Below are 18,601 nucleotides of genomic sequence, written 5' to 3' on the forward strand. Positions count from 1 at the left end.
TTGCGGGCCGTTTTACATTCATTGCGTATGATAATAAGATCATAATCATACGAAGTGTATGTAAAACGTTTTTTCCTTAAGGAGAGCCGATCATGCTCAGCCCCTACCGCCAACTGTTCCAGGCCAAAGGCACGGCAGGTTTTGCCCTGGCTGGCCTGGTGGCTCGCTTGCCCTTGCCGATGATGGGCATCGGCATCATCACCATGTTGGCGCAACTGCGCGGCAGCTATGGCCTGGCGGGCGCCGTGGCGGCGACGTTCGTGTTGACCTATGCGCTGATGTCGCCTCAGGTGTCCGCCCTGGTCGATCGGCACGGCCAGCGCCGTGTGCTGCCTGTCGCTGCCGCCTTGAGTGTGCTGGGCATACTGTTGCTGTTGGCGTGCAGCGGGTGGCAGGCGCCTGACTGGAGTCTGTTCATCGGGGCCGCGCTGGCAGGCTTGATGCCCAGCCTGTCGGCGATGGTGCGTGCGCGCTGGACGGCGCTTTACCGGGGTACACCGCAGTTGCAGATGGCCTATTCGCTGGAAACGGTACTCGACGAACTCACCTTCATCGCTGGGCCACCGCTGTCGGTAGGGCTGTGCGTGGGGCTGTCGCCCCAGGCCGGGCCCTTGGCTGCGGCGGTGCTGCTGGCGATCGGGGTGTTCGCGCTGGTCGTTCAAACCGGCACCGAGCCAGCGGTGGACGCAGACGCAGGCGCTTTGAATGGTCAGGGGTCGGTGTTGCGGCGCTTGGAGGTACAGTTGCTGGCACTGTTGATGGTAGCCATGGGGGTGATCGTGGGCAGCGTCGATATCGTCAGTGTGGCATTCGCCGAACAGGCCGGCATGCCGGCCGCGGCCAGCCTGGTGCTGGCGTGCTACGCCATTGGCTCATGCGCGGCGGGGCTGGTGTTCGGTGCCTTGAAATTGCCAATGCCGCCGCACCGGCTGTTGCTGCTCGGCGGCCTGGCGACGGCGGCGACGACCCTGCCGTTGCTACTGGCGGGCAGCGTTTTCGCGCTTGCAGGCGCCGTGCTGTTGGCAGGCCTGTTCTTCGCACCGACCCTGATCGTGGCGATGTCACTGGTGGAGCGCAGCGTGCCCGCGCACCAGCTCACCGAAGGCATGACCTGGCTGTTGGCCGGGCTGAATGTCGGCGTCGCGCTGGGGGCTTTGGCCTCAGGGCAGGTGGTCGACCTGCTGGGGGCCACGGCGGGCTACCAGGTGGCCGTGGCCGCAGGGGTTGCCGTTGCACTGGTTGCGCTGTGCAGTTACCGGCGCCTGGGCGCGGTGGCCGGTGCGGCACTGCCAGGCGCTTGCACCGGTTGATAGCACCGGTCGATCAGTTGAGGTTGTTGCCTGGCTGCGCCTTGGCGCTACTGGCAGTCTCCTGCACCCGTGCGGCCTTGTCCTGGGGCAGTTTGTCGAACTCGCGCAGGCCGTTGTTGCGGTAAGGGTCACCGATCCAGCGCGGCGCCACCACGAACTGCGAGTTGACGATGCTTTTTGCCGGCTCGTAGTGGTCATAGCTGAGCCCGGCCAGGTCGGACAGGGTGTGGATCAAGTGCGAGCTGCTGTAGGGGCGGTTGGCCATGGCCTGCAGGTCGCGTGGGTGGGCCGCCTGCCAGCTCGGCGAGGTCCAGAGCAGGAACGGGATGGTGTACATCGGTCGGGTCGGGGCACCTTCGTTGCGCCCCAGGCGGTCATGATCGCCAGAGCTGTAGACATCTTCGCCATGGTCGGAGAGGTACAGCAGGAAGCCGTTGGGGGTACTGGCCGAGTAACGCTTGATCAGGCTGGCGACGACGTGGTCGTTGTAACGCACCGCGTTGTCGTAGAAGTTGTAGGTTTCTGCCTGGCTCTGCGTCAGCTTGGCCGGTACGCCCTGGCGATCGCTGAAGTGCTGGTAGGTTTTCGGGTAACGGTAGCGGTAATCCATGTGCGTACCCAGCAGATGGATGATGATGAACTTGTTCGGTGCAGGGTCTTGCAACGCCTTCTGGAACGGGTCCAGCACCACCTCGTCGTACTGGCTGGCATTCTGGTTGCGCTGGTTGTTCAGGTAGACCGGTGCGTCCGTTTGCTGGGAGAAGGTGGTCAGCATCGTGTTGCGCTTGGTCATCGTCTGCTGGTTGGTGATCCAGAAGGTCTTGTACCCCGCCTGTTTCATCAGGTTGATCAGCGACGGGTCGGTGAGGAAGCGGTCCGGGTGCTGTTCGTCACCGAAGGTAAGGATCTGCTGCATCACTTCGATGGTGTAGGGGCGCGGCGAAACGACGTTTTGAAACACTGTCAGGCCCTTGTCGCTGGCCGCCAGCGCGTCGAGATTCGGTGTGGTATCGCGCGGGTAGCCATACAAGTGCATGTGCTCGCGGGTGGTCGATTCGCCCAGCACCAATACCAGGGTGCGCGGTGTGTCACCGCTGCTGTTGCGCAGGTTCTGCAAGGGCGGCAGCGCGGCGTTCTGTGCCAGCAGCTGCTGCATGTTGTTCAGTTGCTGGCGATATTGCTTGTAGCCAACCAGCAGTTGCCAGGGCACGGCGGGCTCCATGCGCTGCTGGACCTTTTCTGCGGCGTCGAGGAAGTTGCGTTCCTGGGTAACCATCTGCTTGTAGAAGGGGTAGACCAGGTTGGCCAGCAACAGCAGGACAACTACCGGGATTCGGCTGCGCATAGGCAAGGTGACCGGGCGCACGCGTTTCCACAGCACCACGGCAACCAGGCTGTACAGCAGCAGCGCCAGGCCCAGCCAGAGGCTGAAATACTGGCTGAAGTATTCGCCGGCCTCGGCGGTGTTGGACTCGAACATCACGAAGATGACGCTTTGCGAGAACTCCTGGCGATAGATGCCGAAGTAGCTCAGGCCTACCAGCGAAGCGCCCCACAGCACCAGGCCGATGACCGCCGAAGTGGCCCGGGTGAAGCGCGGCAGCAGCAGCACCGGGGCCAGCCACAGGCTGCTGAGGAACAGCGCATCGCGAAAACCGGCAAACCCTGTGGTACCGCTGAACAGCAGCAGCGCTTGGGTTACGCCGGAAAAATACCAGAAGAACAGCAGGAGCCAGCCCAGGCCGGCCCAGTCCACCCGTTTGCGCGGGGAGGGGGTTGTTGTAGTGTCTGACACGTATGCCTCGTTGAACCTTGGCAGCCACCCAATGTGCGGGCGGCCGGAAAGGGCGTGACGCTAATCTGATGGCTGTGAAAATAACGTCAATGCCGTTGGCAAGGAGGCCCAGCCGTATTGCGCCATTGCGCGAACTGCCAAGGGCGCCAACGCCTGTCCTGTAATGGCTGCGATAACTTAACCCGTGGTCCCCGCCACGCGTGCAGGTATGATGTCGGCAGCGTAACCAGACCTACAGGCGCAGTGGAATATGAACCGTCGTAAAAAGATCAAACAGTTGATGCAGGCGCATGCCAAGAAGGCCAGTGCCAAGCTGGCGCCCAAGAGCAAGCCCAAGTACATCAGTAAAGCCGACCGGTTGAAGCTGGCAGCCGAAGCTGCCGAGGGTGCGGTTGTAGACGCCCAGAGCTGAGCGGGTGAGGGCTGGACGTATCAACGGCGATAGTAACGATGGTCGTCCTGGTAGCGGTGATGCATCGCCCGCTCATGATGACGTTCCCAGTCCCGCCGGCGTTCCCAGTCGCGACGTCGCTCGGCTTCTCGGCGGGCTTGTTCCCGGCGCCACTGGTCCCGGCGCCAGTCGCCTCGGTGATCGTGCCAACGGTCGTCGTGCCGGTAGCGGTCATCATGGGCGAGCAAGGGCGCTGAGTGCTCGCCAGCCAGGCTGGCCACGCTGGGCCAGGGGGATTCGGCAGGGGCTGCGACAGGCGAGGCAGCGTTCGGGGTTTTCATTTGTGATGCGGATGCCGAGCCCACCGCCGCGAAGGTGAACAGGCCGAGAAGCATCAACCGTGCGACATGCATTTTCATCAGCGAAGGCAACCTCTGGTAAACCATTTTTCCTGAGCACATAGACCTTTAAATTGGGAAAAGTTCTGGTGAGGTAGGTTTGATGGTTGTCTTGGGCTCGGGTGCTCGCGCGGTGTTTTGGGGGTTCCTGGCTTGAGGTTTTTAGCGCCTGTGAGATCCAATGCCAGGCACCAGTCAGCCCCCCACACCGTCACCCCCGGCAAACACCGCACGCAAATGCCCCCGATAACTGTCAAACGCCGCAATCACCCCTACAATCGCCTCAGCCTCTTCCCCGGCATCAAGTGCCAGGCCATCAACCCTGGCAACAAACTCCCGCCAGTGCAGGGCACGCCCGTCGGGATGGGGCGCCAGGTGCCGAGCCCCCTGGTTGCCGTCAAGGCCCAGGCGCTGGGTTTGCTTGAACAAAAACGCCGCCCCAAGGTTCGACCCCTCGCTGCAATACAGCCAACCCAAAGCCTGGGCCGGGCTGGCAATGACCGTCGGCGGCGCCGAAGGCAGCGCCAGGCCCAGGTCAAGCAGATCGCGCTCGACCGCCGCGAAGCGCGACAATTGCATCAGCCCTGGCAGGCGATCGTTGAGCAACTCATCGTGGTACAACGCCAGCAGGCTGCCATGGAAGCGGTGTTGCACCTGCAGAAAGCGCGCATAGCGCTCACGGTCTTCGAAGGGGCGTGCGGCCATGACCAGTTCATCGACACTGTCGTGGTCGCGGCTGCTGGACGCCTTCAGGCGCGCGCAGCGGCCGGGGACGGTGAGACGCGTGGCGGTTGCAGTCATCGGGGATTTCCATGTCGAAGTGGCAAAAGGAGCATGGTAATAAGATCACTCAGCCTAGGAAACGATCCTGTCACGCCGAAAATAAACGGCAGTGATTTATCATGCAGTCTGTTGTCATGTCCCAAAGGAGTCAGCGCATGAGCGCCCCCCAGTTCCGCAACCCCGAACCTACCGACGCTGAACGCTGCTACGCGATCGAAATCGGCGCCTATGAAGGGGATGAAGCGGCAACCCTGGAAAAAATCCGCACCCGCATCGCGCAGTACCCTGAAGGGTTCCTGCTGCTCGAAGCCGAGGGTGAAACCGTCGGCTTCATCAACAGTGGCTGTGCCCATGACGTGGTCATGTCCGACGAAGCCTTCAAGGAACTGGTCGGCCATGACCCGGCGGCGCCCAACGTGGTGATCATGTCGGTCGTGGTCGACCCCGCCCATCAGGGCAAAGGCTATGCGAAGCTGCTGATGGGCGCGTTCATCCAGCGCATGAAGGCGCAAGGCAAGCAGACCATCCACCTGATGTGCAAGGAACAGCATGTCGCGTTGTACGCCAAGCTCGGCTACGCCTACGTTAAACCGTCGCCGTCCGACCACGGCGGCATGGCCTGGCACGAAATGCTCATGACGCTCTGAGCGTCATTCGGCCATCTGCAACTCGGGCAGTTTCACCCGAAACGCCCGGGTCAGCCCGAGCAGGCAGAGGAAGCCCACGGCCATCCAGCACAGCCCGATGGTGAACGACAGGCTCGACAGGCTGCTCCACAGCCAGAGCGTGCTGAGAAACCCCAACCCTGGAATCGCGCCATACAGCAGGTAATTGCGGGTGCCGCGCAGCTTCTGGTCGACCAGGTAGTGCTTGACCACCGCCAGGTTGACTGCCGAAAAGGCGAACAGCGCACCGAAGCTGATCATGTTTGCGACTGTGTCCAGGGTGATGACCAGGGCGATCAGCGAGAGGATGCTGACCAGCATGATGGCCGCAGCCGGTACGCGTTTTTTCGTCACCAACTGGCCGAACACCCCTGGCAACGCACCATCGCGGCCCATGGCGAACAGCACCCGCGACACGCTTGCCTGGGAGACCATGGCCGACGCGAAGCAGCCGGCCACGTAGGTGGCGGTAAACGCCGTCACCAGCAGTTCACCGCCGACCCGGCGCATCACGTCCACCGAGGCCGAATCGGGGTCGGCGAAGGCGCCCCACTCGGGGAAGACCCTCTGCGCGCAGTACGACACCACCAGAAACAGCAGGCCACCGATCAGCGACACGGCCATGATCGCCAGTGGGATGCGAAACGTCGGGTTGCTGGTTTCCTCGGCCATGGTCGAGACCGCGTCGAAACCAAGGAACGACAGGCACAGCACCGCGGCACCGGTCATGATTAGCGGCACGCTGAACCCTTCGTGGTGGAAGGGGGCAAGCAGTGACACCGGCGCCGATTGACCTGCCAGGTTGTTGATCGACAAGCCGACGAACACGACGATGAACACCAGTTGCACAACCACCAGGATCCAGTTGACCCGGGTAATCGACTCGATGCCGATCAGGTTGAGGAAGGTCACCAAAGCGATGGAGCCGGCGACCCATACCCAGGCGTGGATGGCCGGGAAGTACTCCGACATGTAGATGCCGATCAGCAGGTAGCTGAGCAACGGCAAAAAGATGTAATCGAGCAGCAGCGTCCAGCCGGCCATGAAGCCGATGTGGGTGCCAAATGCCTTGCGGGTGTAGGTGTACACCGAGCCGGAGTAGGGGTGCGCCTGCACCATGCGGCCGTAGCTGTAGGCAGTCAACAGCATGGCGGCGAGGGTCAGCAGGTAGGCGGTGGGCAGGTGCCCCTTGGTCATCTGGGTGACCAGGCCATAGGTGGTGAACACCGCCAGGGGCACCATGTAGGCAAGGCCGAACAGCACCAGGGCGCTGAGCCCCATGGACTTTCTGAAGCGGCCGGAAGACGCGGAGGGTGACGAGGCGTTGGCGGAGTGGGTCTGGGCCGTAGTTGTTGTTGTATGCATTGCGAACTCCTGAAATCGGATGCAGGACGCCGCAGTATGCGAGCGGGCTCGATACTGTTGAGGGGCCATGAAAGGAGGCTGGGCCAGCTTGGGTTGCGCAGCCCTCAGGGGTGGGGCCGGACGATGCTCCCATACCCCGGGCCTGCTCGAAATCACCCTTTGGGGTGAGCCGCTGGTCGCCTGAAAACGCTCACCCCAAAGGGTGATTTCGGTCTTCGCCTGGCCATGGGAGTATCTGGAAACAACGCGCCGCCCCGACGGCGATACCGTTTTCCCGCTACCGGCAGATTTCCAGTGACCAGTGATCAATTGGCTTCAACACAGTGGTTCGAGCACATTGCCAGGGTTACCGACATGATCGGCCAACCGGGCTTTGCCGCCACCTTGTTCGCAGCGCTCGGGGTGATCCGGCCCATCCAGGCCACCACGGTCTACCTCTACCCGCATGACGGCATGCCATGCGCGTTGTTCGAGCAGGATGACAAGGCTCCCTGGCAGCCAGAAGGCAACGTCAGCCGCTACCTTTCCGGCTTCTATCTGCTCGACCCGTTCTACGGCGCCTGCGTCGAGCAGGTCGCGTCGGGCTGCTATGGCCTGTTCGACGTGGCGCCCGACCACTTCGAAGTGAGTGAGTACTACCAGTCGTTCTACCGCCATTCACACCTGGAGGATGAGCTCAATTACATCCTGCAGGTCGCGCCCGGCCAGAGCCTGGCAGTGTCGCTGGCCTTCACCGACAAGTTGGACGCCCCAAGCCGCGACCTGTTCGGGCGCATCACGCCCTGGGTGCTGGCGGTACTCAGCAAGCACTTTGCCGGGCTGGGCAGCCGCGGTGGGCGTTTCGAGAATGTGCTGGAGCAACGCATCCATGCCGCCCTCAACAACTTCGGCAGTTCGTTGCTGACGATGCGCGAATGCCGCATTGCCCAGCTCATCTTGCGTGGCCACTCGACCAAGTCCCTGGCCGAGCGCCTGGGGGTTTCGGAAGACACCATCAAGTCACACCGCAAGCATGTCTACGCCAAGCTCGACATCGGCACGCAGTCCGAGCTGTTCTCCTTGTTCATCGACGCGCTGGCCAATGCCCAGGGCGTGCTGGGCAAGGACCCGCTGGAAAGCTACATGGGCAGGCTGCGCTGAGCGCAGTCGCCTCGCCCGCCCCTATAACCACAAGGAAACCCGCCAATGAACGCGCCTTTTGCCCCCAAACGCCAGACCCGTGACTACCAGGCCGCTGACGCGGCGCACCACATTCATGCCTTCCTCGACCAGAAGGCGCTCAATGCCGAAGGCCCGCGGGTCATGGTCGGTGGCGAACGGCTGCACCTATGGGACAGCGAGGGCAAGCGCTACCTGGACGGTATGTCGGGCCTGTGGTGCACCCAGTTGGGTTACGGCCGCAAGGACCTGACCGCCGCGGCCGCCGCACAGATGGACCAACTGGCCTACTACAACATGTTCTTCCACACCACCCACCCGGCGGTGATCGAACTGTCCGAATTGCTGTTCAGCTTGCTGCCAGGCCACTACAGCCATGCGATCTACACCAACTCCGGGTCCGAGGCCAACGAAGTGCTGATCCGCACCGTGCGCCGTTACTGGCAGGTGGTCGGCCAGCCGAACAAGAAGGTCATGATCGGCCGCTGGAACGGCTACCACGGCTCGACCCTGGCGGCCACGGCCCTGGGCGGGATGAAGTTCATGCACGAGATGGGCGGGCTGATCCCGGACGTGGCGCACATCGACGAACCGTACTGGTACGCCGAGGGCGGTGACCTGACCCCGGCCGAGTTCGGCCGGCGCTGCGCGCTGCAGCTGGAGGAGAAGATCCTCGAACTGGGCGCGGAAAACGTCGCAGGCTTTGTCGCCGAACCCTTCCAGGGCGCTGGGGGCATGATCTTCCCGCCGGAAAGCTACTGGCCCGAGATCCAGCGCATCTGCCGCCAGTACGACGTGTTGCTGTGTGCCGACGAAGTGATCGGCGGCTTTGGTCGCACCGGCGAGTGGTTTGCCCATGAGTATTTCGGTTTCGAGCCGGACACGCTGTCGATCGCCAAGGGCCTGACCAGCGGCTACGTGCCCATGGGTGGCCTGGTGTTGAGCAAGCGCATCGCCGAGGCACTGGTGGAGCGCGGCGGGGTGTTTGCCCACGGCCTGACCTATTCGGGCCACCCGGTGGCGGCGGCGGTGGCCATCGCCAACCTCAAGGCGCTGCGTGACGAAGGCATCGTGCGTCAGGTCAAGGACGACACCGGGCCGTACTTGCAGCGCATCCTGCGCGAAGTGTTCGCCGACCACCCGTTGATTGGCCAGGTGCAGGGTGCCGGCCTGGTGGCGGCGCTGCAGTTTGCCGAGCACAAGCCCAGCCGCAAGCGTTTTGCCAACGAGAACGACTTGGCCTGGCAATGCCGCACCTTCGGTTTCGAGGAAGGCTTGATCATTCGCTCGACGTTGGGGCGGATGATCATGGCGCCGGCATTGGTGGCCAACCGCGCCGAGCTGGACGAGCTGGTCGACAAGACCCGCATTGCCGTGGACCGCACTGCCAAGTTGGTGGGCAGGCTCTGAGTATCTGGGGCCGCAAGGCAGCCGCAACATCCAAGACAGTCGTATGGAGCGCAAATGAAAAGTCTCGAATACTGGCAAACCCGCGCCGCAGGCCTGCGTTTTATCGACAAGGCCTTGATCGGCAGCCAGCAGGTGAGCGCCAACTCCGGCGCCACCTTCGCGGCCATCAACCCGGCCACCCAGCAGGTGCTGGCGCAGGTTGCCGCCTGCGCTGAGGCCGAAGTCGACCTCGCGGTGGCCTCCGCACGGCGGGCCTTCGAACAGGGCGCGTGGTCGCGCATGGCCCCGGTCGAGCGCAAGAAAGTCCTGCTGCGCCTGGCCGAGCTGATCATGGCCAATCGCGAAGAGCTGGCACTGCTGGACTCGTTGAACATGGGCAAACCGGTGATGGATGCCTACACCCTCGACGTGCCTGGCTCGGCCCATGTCTTCGCCTGGTACGGCGAGGCGCTGGACAAGCTGTACGATCAGGTGGCCCCCACGGCGCCCAACGCGCTGGCTACGATCACCCGCGAAGCGCTGGGCGTGGTCGCCGCCGTGGTGCCGTGGAACTTCCCGCTCGACATGGCCGCGTGGAAGCTTGCGCCGGCACTGGCCGCCGGCAACAGCGTGGTGCTCAAGCCTGCCGAGCAGTCACCGTTCTCAGCGCTGCGCCTGGCGCAACTGGCGCTGGAGGCCGGTTTGCCGGAAGGCGTGCTGAATGTGGTGACTGGCCTGGGTGAACAGGCGGGTCGGGCGCTGGGTTTGCACCCGGACGTCGACTGCCTGGTGTTCACCGGCTCTACCCAGGTCGGTAAATACTTCATGCAGTACTCGGCGCAGTCCAACCTCAAGCAGGTCTGGCTGGAGTGTGGCGGCAAGAGCCCGAACCTGGTGTTCGAAAACTGCCAGGACCTGGACCTGGCGGCGGAAAAAGCGGCATTTGGCATCTTCTTCAACCAGGGTGAGGTGTGCTCGGCCAATTCGCGCCTGTACGTGCAGCGTTCGATCCACGATGAGTTCATCGAACGCCTGCAAGCCAAGGCCCGCCAATGGATGCCAGGCAACCCGCTGGACCCTGCGAGCCGCGCGGGTGCAATTGTCGATGCCGAGCAGACCGGCCGCATCAAGGCCGCCATCGACCATGCGCACGAGCAGGGCGCCCGGCTGGTGTGTGGTGGCCGGCGCCTGACCCTGGGCGGGTCGGACAACTACATCGAGCCGAGCATTTTTGCCGGGGTCGAGGCGAGCATGAGCCTGGCCCGGGAGGAAGTGTTCGGGCCGGTGCTGGCGGTCAGCGCGTTCGACAGCGAGGAGCAGGCCGTGCGCTTGGCCAACGACAGTGTCTATGGCCTGGCCGCGTCGGTATGGAGCGATGACTTCAACCAGGTGCATCGCGTGGCGCGGGCGTTGAAGGCGGGCACCGTTTCGGTCAATACGGTGGATGCGCTGGATGTCACGGTGCCCTTTGGTGGGGGCAAGCAGTCGGGGTTTGGTCGCGACCTGTCGTTGCATTCGTTCGACAAATACTCGCAGCTCAAGACCACTTGGTATCAGCTGCGCGCGTGACGCAGGCCAGTTCATACGTATGCGGCGCCTGGCTTGGGGTTGGCGGTGGTGCGGAGATCGAGGGCAGCCCGCCCCCCGAAAAACCAAGACAGGCACCTAGCCGCCATCGCCCTATCTCCCGACATGAGGCCAACGGCCAAGGCTGAGCCACAGGTAGGGCGTGCGCCGCACCCGTGAATGCATGCATTATCCGGTTTCGACAAGACAAGGACGACGACCGTGCAAGTACGCAAGCTGACCCACGATGACCTGCCCCACGCCAGCGCCCTGTGCCTGGATGCATTCACCCAGGCCGTTGCGCCCTCGCTGTCGGCACAGGGGGTGGAAACCTTCGCCAAGGTAGCTGCGGCGCAGGCGTTTGCCGAACGCATGGCCGGCGACAACCTGATGCTGGTCTGTGTCGCAGAGGGAGTGATCACCGGGCTGATCGAACTCAAGCAAGGGCGCCACGTGGCGATGCTGTTTGTCGCGCCGAGTTGGCAGCGTCGGGGCGTGGGCACGCGCCTGATGAACGCAGCACTGGAGCAGGCGAGAGCGGCGGTAGTGACGGTCAGCGCATCGTTGAGCTCGGTGGCCGCCTACCAACGCTACGGATTCGCACTGGCAGGGGATGTAGGCGAGATTGCCGGGCTGGTCTATCAGCCGATGGAAAAGCGCCTGCCTTGATCAACGAATGGCCGCTTGTGCCTGGCGCACCGGCAGTTCGACCCTGAACGTGGTGCCCACGCCGACCTCGCTGTGCACATGGATCTCGCCGCAGTGGCGCTTGATGATGCCGTACGACAGCGACAAGCCCAACCCGGTGCCTTGGCCGACCGGCTTGGTGGTGTAGAAAGGGTCGAAGATCTTCTGCAGGCTTTGTGCAGGAATGCCGCAGCCATTGTCGGCCACTTCGATCCACACCTTGTCGTCGTTGGCGCAACCGGTGCGCACGGTGATGGTGCCACGCTCGGTGCCCATGGCGTGGGCGGCATTGACCACCAGGTTCATGATCACCTGGTTGATTTGTGACGGCAGGCACTCGACCTCTGGCAGCACACCGTATTGCTTGACCAGGTCGGCCTTGTACTTGAGCTCGCTGGCTGCGATGTTCAGGGTCGAGTCGATGCCCTGGTGCAAGTTGGACCATTGCCAATCCTGGCTGCTGTCCACCCGCGAAAAGTCTTTGAGGTCCCTGACGATCTGCCCGACGCGGCTGATGCCGTCCTTGGACTCACTGATCAGCAACGGAATATCGTCGAGAATGTATGCCAGCTCCATTTCGCTGCGCAGCTTCACCAAGCTCGCCTGCAGCGTCGCCGGTCCGATGGCCGGCTCTGCGTCACGGTAGGCCTTGAGCATGTCCTGCAAGCGGGCGAAGTAGCTGCCCAGCGCCCCCAGGTTGGAGGAGACGAAGCCGATTGGGTTGTTGACCTCATGGGCGATGCCCGCCGCCAGTTGGCCAAGGGAGGCGAGTTTTTCTGATTGCACCAGCTGGCTTTCGAGCAGCTTGCGTTCATCGATCTCGCGCTGCAGCGCCGCGCTGGCCTGGGTCAGTGCCTGGGTGCGGCGCGCGACCCGTTGTTCCAGTTCATCGTTGGCGACTACAAGCGCGCGGTTGACCCGGTTTATCTCGCCGAAGCTGCGCAACAGCCACACCGCCATGTACAGCAACAGCAAGACCAACAGGGTAGAGAACACCAGCAGGTAGAAGTGGTAGCGCTGATTGACCAGCAGCGCCGTGCGTTCGTCACGGTCGAGCATCATGGCAATGGCATCCAGGTGCGCGGCGACCGGCAAGGCGCCGATCTGCTCAAGCAACTGATTGACCTTGGGCTGCTCGCGCAGGATCAACGCAATGTGGTTGCTGAGGGTGTCGATGGGCGCATGAAACTCCAGCGGCAGGCGCTCTTTGTTGACCGCCAGCTTGTTCAGGCCGACGAGGATGTCAGCCGCCTTGTCATCCGTGGTCATCTGGGCGAACTCAAGGCTGCTGAGCATCAGGTCGTAGGTGTCGGTAGAAATGTTGTGCAAGCGCAGTGCGTCGGCATCGGCCAACTGCCCCAGTTGTGCCTGGATACCGTCGGCGGCGGCGGGCAGAAACGCCAGGGAGTTGCGCAGCACGGCGTTATGCGACTTGAAGCGCTCGACGTAGTTTGCCTTTTCCTCGAACGCCTGCTGGTAGTCGGCGTAGGCCTGGCGCCATGCCGGGGAGTCACCGTGCTGGTTGCGGGTTTCAATGCTTTCGAAAGCCCGCCACAGGCGCTTCATCTCGACCACTGGCCAGACCAAGGGGTCGTAGTTGTAGTTGATGCTGGTGCGGGCCTTGAGTATTTCGTTTTCCCATTGCGAGTCGTTTTGCTTGATCTGCCGGATCAGGTCACGGGCCTGGGTGTAGGTACCGCTCTCGTCGGCCTTGGACATCAAGTACAGGTAGATCAGCACCGAGGCCAGCAACACGGCACTGGTCGTCAACAACAGCAAGCTGCGGCGGCGGGTCAGCCTCATAGGGGTTTGCCCTCCCATTCACCGGTCAGGGTCTTGAGAAACTGAATGATCAGCGCTTTGTCGTCGGTGCTTGGCGTGCGCCCCACTTGGTAGCGGAACATGACGTCCACCGCCGCTTCCAGGGTCGGCGCCGAACCATCGTGAAAGTACGGGGCGGTGACCGCGACATTGCGCAGGCTGGGCACCTTGAACACATGCCGGTCTTCTTCATCGCCGGTCACGTTGAAGCGCCCCAGGTCGGCAGGCATAGGGTTGCCGCGGTCAGCGAAATAATCGCCCAGCACGCCGAACTTCTGCAGCATGTTGCCGCCGATATTGACGCCTTGGTGGCAGGCAATGCAGCCGTACTCCTGAAACCGCGCGTAGCCGTATTTTTCGTCCTTGCTGAGGATCTCGGTGTCGCCCTGCAGGTAGCGGTCAAAGCGTGAACCCGGGGTCAACAGCGTGCGTTGAAAGGTGGCCAGCGCGTCCTGAAGGGTGTGTTCATCCACCGCCTTGCCATAAGCTTTGGCAAACTTTGCGCGGTAGCTTGGGTCTGCGGCGATGCGCTGCACAACCACCTGCCAGTCGCTGCCCATTTCGCCTGGGCGCTGGACCACCAGGTGGGCCTGCTCTTCGAAGGTTTGCGCACGACCATCCCAGAACTGGCGAAAGTTCAGGCTGGCGTTGAACACGCTGGGGGTATTGACCGGCAAGGGCTTGCCATCGACGCCGAGCGAGCGCACCTGGCCGTCGGCGCCCCCCTGGTCAAGCCGGTGGCAACTGGCACAGGCCAGGCTGGCGTTGCTCGACAAGCGCGGGTCATTGAACAGTTTGCGGCCCAGTTCGACCCGCTCAGGCGCTAATGCAGGCACCGCGGGCAATGGGGTGAGGGGCCCGCCAATGGCCTGTGCCAACCCAATCGAAGGCACCAGGAGCAACAGCACGCCCGCGCACGTGCGAAACGGCGGGTGGATAGGCATCGGGCAACCCTCCCTGGTGACAACGCGCTATGCCGCTGAGAATAGTCAGTGCCGTGCGCCAGCGCTAACCGGTGGGGCAAATGTCATCTAGCCTGTAATCAAGGACCCGTTTGATTACCCGGTGCACGGAGGGGACCATGGAACAACCGGTAATGGATGATGTGGCCGACAGCGCCTGTGAGAAAGCCGTTGTGCTGCTGGTCGACGACGAGGCCTCGATTCTCAACAGCCTGCGCCGGCTGCTGCGTGGCCAGCCCTATGATGTGTTGCTGGCCGAAAGCGGCGCTCAGGCCCTTGAACTGCTTGAACAGCACCCCGTCAACCTGGTGATCAGCGATGCCCGCATGCCCGGCATGGATGGCGCGACCTTGCTGGCCCAGGTGCACCAGCGCTTTCCCGGCACCTTGCGCATCCTGCTGACCGGTTATGCCGACATGGCCACGATCACCAAGGCAATCAATGACGGCCAGATTCACCGCTACATCAGCAAACCCTGGAATGACGAAGAGATGCTGGTGACCGTGCGCCAGGCTTTGGCCTTGCAACACTCGGAAAGCGAGCGACGGCGCCTGGAGGCGCTGACCCAGGCACAGAACCAGCAGTTGAAGGTGCTCAATGCCAGCCTCGAACAGCGTGTCGCGGCGCGCACCGCCGAGCTGCAGCAAACGGCCGACATGCTCGACCTTGCCTACGAAGAGCTCAAGCACAGTTACGTCACCGGCACCGAGGTGTTCTCGCTGCTGGCCAACCTGCGCCTGCCCAAGCCCAAGCAGACCAACCGCCAGGTCATCGAACTGATTCGTGTGTACTGCACCCGCCATGGCCTGGACGAAGCCAGCCGCCGCGACCTGACCATGGCTGCCGCCCTGTACAACATCGGCAAGATGAGTTGGACCGACAGCATGCTGACCTGCCCGGTAGACCTGCTGCCGCATACCGAGCGCGACCTGTACCGGTCGTACCCGAAACAGAGCGAATCGCTGGTGATGACCCTGGAGCCGATGAAAGAAGCGGCGCAACTGATCTTGCACCATCAGGAACGTTGGGATGGCAGCGGCTTCCCCGACCATCTCAAGGGCGAGGCCATCCCCCTTGGGGCGCGCTGGTTGAAGCTGGCCGTGGACTTCATCGAGTTGCAACGCGGCCTGGTGCTGGAGCGGCAGATGAACAGCGATGAGGCCTTGATGTACATCCGCAAATACGCAGGCAAGCTGTATGACCCGGCGCTTGTGGAAGACTTTGTAAACGTCTGCGCGGAGTTTCTCAGCGATGTGACCCTGGCCGACCCGACGGTGCAGGCCCTCGGTACCCGCGACCTGGCCGCCGGCATGGTCCTGGTGCGCAATCTGAATGCGGACAACGGCATGCTCTTGCTCAATGCCGGCAAGGTGCTGAGTACGGCGTTGGTGGAAAAGCTGATTGCCTTCGAGCAGATGGAGGGGGGCAAGTACAGCGTGTTCGTTCGTGTCCCCGAGGGGGCTGTGACTTGAGTCCCCCGGCTTGAGGCCTCCTAGCCTGACGCCTTACACGCAGGCATACACCACCAGCTCCACCAGCATTTCCTCACGCGCCAACCCCGCCACCACGACCGCTGCCCGGTTAGGGTAGGGCGGCTGAAAATACTCGGCATACAGGCTGTTGACCGTTGCCAGGTAGCTGCGGTCGGTAACGTAGATAAGCACCTGGGTCACGGCGTCCAGTGACGCGCCCGCAGCCTCCAGGGTGTGGCGCAGGTTGTCGAGGGTCTGGCGAGTCTGCGCCTCGATGCCACCGGCGACCACCTGGCCCTGGGCGTCGATGGGGATTTGTGCCGTGTACAGCGTGCCGTTACCCACCACCGCCCATTCCAGCGGCGCTTTGGAGGCATACAGATCAGTCTTGATGGCATGTTTCATGGGTAATTCCTTGAGTGTTCGAAGTGCTCAGTCGGCATCGCTACCGCCACCTGCGCCATGCTGACGCGAGGCATCGGTGCTCTCGACCAGGATCTGCTCGGCAAGCTGCTTGAGGCGCTGCCAGGTGTGCGCTTGCACCGTGAACCCCAGGCTGACCGGGGCATGGGGGGCAACCGGGTGGGCCGTTTGCAGAGGGCGATTGAGCAGCACCGTGATGCTCTGGTCGACTGCTGCACCGGCGCAAGGCTGGTCGTCGCTGAGCAGTTGCGGGCGGGTGGCACCCGCAGCGAAGAACGCCGCATGCTGCTGGCGCGCATCGCCCCACCGCGCCTGTACCTCAAGGCCCAACTCGGCGGCCCGGCTCAGGTAGCCCAGCAATAACACGCGGTTGTGGCAGTGCTGGATGCGCAGCACGCCGTGGCCAACCTGCAACGCCTTGTCCATGGCCAGCTCCACCACGGTCGCCGCGCAGCGCAGCACGCTCTGGCCTTGGCAGTCGATCACCAGCAGGGCGCTGTCTTCCAGGCACAGGGTGTAGGGCTGGGCTGCTTCGTGGTGCAGGTAGTCCAGGGCTTTTTCCAGCGTGCCCAAGCCGTCCAGCCCTTGAAGGTGCAGCCAGCCGACCAGCTCGGCGGCGTCCTCGCAGTCTCCGGCGGCAAAGCCCATGCCTTCGAAGGCCTTGCGGCACATCACCTGGATTTCGTTGAGTGACACGCGCATTGTCAAAGGCCTCCGTGCGGCATGACGGCGAAGTTCCAGTCGTCGTCGAACGGCTGGCCGATTTCACTGACCAGGGGCGCGCCCTGGAACAGCGTAATGCGCACCCAACGGCTTGATTTGGGGTCGAACTTGCCGGCGCCGAAAAACGCCAGTTTGCAGCGCAGCAGGTGGATGGGCAGCATGTCGCTGGCCAGCAGGTTGGCGCGTATTTCGCCATAGGCACTCTGCGCCATGCCTTGCAGGCGACGCACCGTGCCCTTGAACCCCGGCTGGGCGATCAGGAAGTGTGCCGTCAGTGCCTGAGGTTGTGCGCGCAGGTGTGCGAGCAGGGCCCGGTGGCAACGCTGGATATTGCGCGCGATGCCCAGTTGCATTTCTTTCTCGGCGCCAGGTTCTTCACTGCGCATGCCCAGGCGTGGCTCTTCCTTTTCTGCTGAGCGGTACCAGAAGAAGTGCTCGGCCTCGACGTTGTCAAAGTCGTAGGCCAAGGCCCAGGCATAGTGCGTTTCGATAAGCTCGCGCAACTGCCCCAGCGGCATCTGTGCATCCAGGCGCCACCCTTCGACGACCCCCATTTGCTCGGCCAGCGGTGCAACCTGTTCGGGGTAAAGCTCCAGCAGTACGCTCACCAGCAGTTCCTGGCAGCCCACCCCCGCGTGTGCCTCGCCCCAGGCCTGCACGCGTTGCCACAGCCCTTCGCTGCAAGGCTGGCAGGCGAGCCAGTCGGCCAGTTGAGCCAGCTCGACGAGGGTCTGTTGGTCCTGTTGATGTTGGCGCTGATCTTCGGTGCGGGTCTGCTGCAGATGCTCACGGGCACGTGCCAGCAGGTTGTGCAGGCGGGCCAGCGTTGCCGGCGCAGGTGTTTGAGCCAGTACCCGCGCCAAGGCGGTTTCCCGCGTGTGGACCCAGCGCTCGACCAGTTGCGGGTGGTTGATCAGGAACGGCGCCATGCCCAGCCCGGTGGCATTGCCCACCCCCAGGTAACGTTGCAACGCTACATCCAGGGGGGCTGCGCGATGCGGATTGAGCGCACGGGCCATGTGCTCGATCTGCTCGATGCTGAAATGGCGCAACAGGTACACCGTGAACATCTGTGCGCTGAAAGGCTGATTGAAGTCTGCGTTGCCTTGCAGGCAGGCGAAGTCGGCGATGCCGAACTTGCCATTGCCGTACACGGCGGTGGTGCGATAAAGGTAGCCGACCTCGGCCAGTTGCTGCGCGGCAGGCTGGTGACCTTCGGCTAACGCCGCGAGGAAGCGGTTGAAGTTGCGCAGGCTACGGTTGGCACGTGACAGCACCAGTACGCGGGCGTCGAAGCGCCCGGCTTCCTGCAAGGGCACATTGCGCTGCAGGTCGGCCAATTGCGCGTCATCGACATCGCCGGCAACCAGCACGAAGGTCACGTCCCATTGGTCGGCGATCACCCGGTCGCTGCGCTTTTCCGGGGGCAGGTAAGCCGAGAAGAGCACGCAATGGTAATGGGCGTGCGGCGTGTCGATCCGGTAGATGGCGGTACCGAAGCCCTGGTGGTCGAGGTCGAAGCGCCAGCGTCGGATTTGCCAGCGCTGCGTCATCATCCGCCGCATGCTGCTGCGCACGAAGCTCAAGGGGCTTTGGAAGTGGCTGCCCAGGCGGGCCAGGTCCATGACCTGGCTGGCCGGGCGCAGTGGGGCGGTTGCAAACACGGGGTTGGGCATTGTTGTTGTACCTGCAT

General features: G+C 63.1%; 17 protein-coding genes. 8 read left to right on the forward strand and 9 right to left on the reverse strand.

Annotated elements, in window-relative coordinates; genetic code table 11:
- Nucleotides 1–92 precede the first annotated feature (92 nt).
- Complete coding sequence (locus tag LOY26_RS10305; protein ID WP_186660002.1) at nt 93–1,310, forward strand: MFS transporter; 1,218 nt, start codon at nt 93–95, stop codon at nt 1,308–1,310.
- Nucleotides 1,311–1,323: 13 nt separating this feature from the next.
- Here LOY26_RS10305 and LOY26_RS10310 read toward each other — a convergent pair whose 3' ends face one another.
- The gene (locus LOY26_RS10310) at nt 1,324–3,105 is read right to left on the reverse strand and encodes a phosphoethanolamine transferase CptA (protein WP_186701760.1); all 1,782 of its coding nucleotides are present in this window, start codon (nt 3,103–3,105) and stop codon (nt 1,324–1,326) included.
- 250 nt (nt 3,106–3,355) lie between these two features.
- Between LOY26_RS10310 and LOY26_RS10315 the strand changes: the two genes are divergently transcribed.
- Nucleotides 3,356–3,517, forward strand: coding sequence for a DUF2986 domain-containing protein (locus LOY26_RS10315; protein WP_186660006.1), 162 nt, complete (start codon nt 3,356–3,358; stop codon nt 3,515–3,517).
- A gap of 20 nt (nt 3,518–3,537) precedes the next feature.
- Here LOY26_RS10315 and LOY26_RS10320 read toward each other — a convergent pair whose 3' ends face one another.
- Nucleotides 3,538–3,915, reverse strand: coding sequence for a hypothetical protein (locus LOY26_RS10320; protein WP_186666073.1), 378 nt, complete (start codon nt 3,913–3,915; stop codon nt 3,538–3,540).
- Between the two features lie 174 nt (nt 3,916–4,089).
- Entirely contained in the window at nt 4,090–4,695 is a 606-nt protein-coding gene (locus LOY26_RS10325; protein WP_186660010.1) for a biliverdin-producing heme oxygenase, read from the reverse strand.
- 137 nt (nt 4,696–4,832) lie between these two features.
- Here LOY26_RS10325 and LOY26_RS10330 point away from each other — a divergent pair, with 137 nt between their 5' ends.
- Nucleotides 4,833–5,324 (forward strand): GNAT family N-acetyltransferase, encoded by a 492-nt coding sequence (locus tag LOY26_RS10330; protein WP_033697279.1) that lies wholly within the window; start codon nt 4,833–4,835, stop codon nt 5,322–5,324.
- 3 nt (nt 5,325–5,327) lie between these two features.
- Here LOY26_RS10330 and LOY26_RS10335 read toward each other — a convergent pair whose 3' ends face one another.
- Nucleotides 5,328–6,707 carry an APC family permease gene (locus tag LOY26_RS10335; protein WP_186660012.1) on the reverse strand — a complete coding sequence of 460 codons (1,380 nt, stop codon included), beginning with the start codon at nt 6,705–6,707 and terminating at the stop codon, nt 5,328–5,330.
- A gap of 354 nt (nt 6,708–7,061) precedes the next feature.
- Between LOY26_RS10335 and LOY26_RS10340 the strand changes: the two genes are divergently transcribed.
- The 4 genes from LOY26_RS10340 (at nt 7,062) to LOY26_RS10355 (ending at nt 11,489) form a co-directional block, all read left to right on the forward strand.
- Complete coding sequence (locus LOY26_RS10340) at nt 7,062–7,847, forward strand: response regulator transcription factor (RefSeq protein WP_258714897.1); 786 nt, start codon at nt 7,062–7,064, stop codon at nt 7,845–7,847.
- 45 nt (nt 7,848–7,892) lie between these two features.
- Nucleotides 7,893–9,275 carry an aspartate aminotransferase family protein gene (locus tag LOY26_RS10345; RefSeq protein ID WP_033697281.1) on the forward strand — a complete coding sequence of 461 codons (1,383 nt, stop codon included), beginning with the start codon at nt 7,893–7,895 and terminating at the stop codon, nt 9,273–9,275.
- A gap of 54 nt (nt 9,276–9,329) precedes the next feature.
- Complete coding sequence (locus LOY26_RS10350; protein WP_258714687.1) at nt 9,330–10,823, forward strand: aldehyde dehydrogenase; 1,494 nt, start codon at nt 9,330–9,332, stop codon at nt 10,821–10,823.
- 219 nt (nt 10,824–11,042) lie between these two features.
- Nucleotides 11,043–11,489 carry a GNAT family N-acetyltransferase gene (locus tag LOY26_RS10355; protein WP_258714688.1) on the forward strand — a complete coding sequence of 149 codons (447 nt, stop codon included), beginning with the start codon at nt 11,043–11,045 and terminating at the stop codon, nt 11,487–11,489.
- Here LOY26_RS10355 and LOY26_RS10360 read toward each other — a convergent pair whose 3' ends face one another.
- Both LOY26_RS10360 and LOY26_RS10365 read right to left on the reverse strand, forming a co-directional pair.
- Nucleotides 11,490–13,310, reverse strand: coding sequence for a DAHL domain-containing protein (locus tag LOY26_RS10360; RefSeq protein WP_258714689.1), 1,821 nt, complete (start codon nt 13,308–13,310; stop codon nt 11,490–11,492).
- A complete protein-coding gene (locus LOY26_RS10365; RefSeq protein ID WP_258714690.1) occupies nt 13,307–14,272 on the reverse strand; it encodes a cytochrome-c peroxidase in 966 nt (321 codons plus the stop codon). Before LOY26_RS10365 ends, LOY26_RS10360 begins: the two co-directional genes overlap by 4 nt.
- Before the next feature lie 137 nt (nt 14,273–14,409).
- On the opposite strand from LOY26_RS10365, the gene LOY26_RS10370 reads away from it, so the two are divergent.
- Nucleotides 14,410–15,762 (forward strand): HD domain-containing phosphohydrolase, encoded by a 1,353-nt coding sequence (locus LOY26_RS10370; protein ID WP_258714691.1) that lies wholly within the window; start codon nt 14,410–14,412, stop codon nt 15,760–15,762.
- 33 nt (nt 15,763–15,795) lie between these two features.
- Here LOY26_RS10370 and LOY26_RS10375 read toward each other — a convergent pair whose 3' ends face one another.
- Genes LOY26_RS10375 through LOY26_RS10385 form a run of 3 tightly spaced genes read right to left on the reverse strand, consistent with a single transcriptional unit; the run spans nt 15,796 to nt 18,584 of the window.
- Nucleotides 15,796–16,167: a RidA family protein gene (locus LOY26_RS10375; protein WP_186660031.1), complete on the reverse strand. Its 372-nt coding sequence runs from the start codon at nt 16,165–16,167 to the stop codon at nt 15,796–15,798.
- A 27-nt stretch (nt 16,168–16,194) separates the two neighbouring features.
- The gene (locus LOY26_RS10380; protein ID WP_258714692.1) at nt 16,195–16,887 is read right to left on the reverse strand and encodes a DUF3726 domain-containing protein; all 693 of its coding nucleotides are present in this window, start codon (nt 16,885–16,887) and stop codon (nt 16,195–16,197) included.
- Nucleotides 16,888–16,889: 2 nt separating this feature from the next.
- Nucleotides 16,890–18,584: a hypothetical protein gene (locus LOY26_RS10385; protein ID WP_186666056.1), complete on the reverse strand. Its 1,695-nt coding sequence runs from the start codon at nt 18,582–18,584 to the stop codon at nt 16,890–16,892.
- Between the last annotated feature and the right edge of the window lie 17 nt (nt 18,585–18,601).

This window comes from Pseudomonas sp. B21-047, from assembly GCF_024748775.1.
GTDB classification, from domain to species: Bacteria; Pseudomonadota; Gammaproteobacteria; order Pseudomonadales; family Pseudomonadaceae; genus Aquipseudomonas; species Aquipseudomonas capeferrum.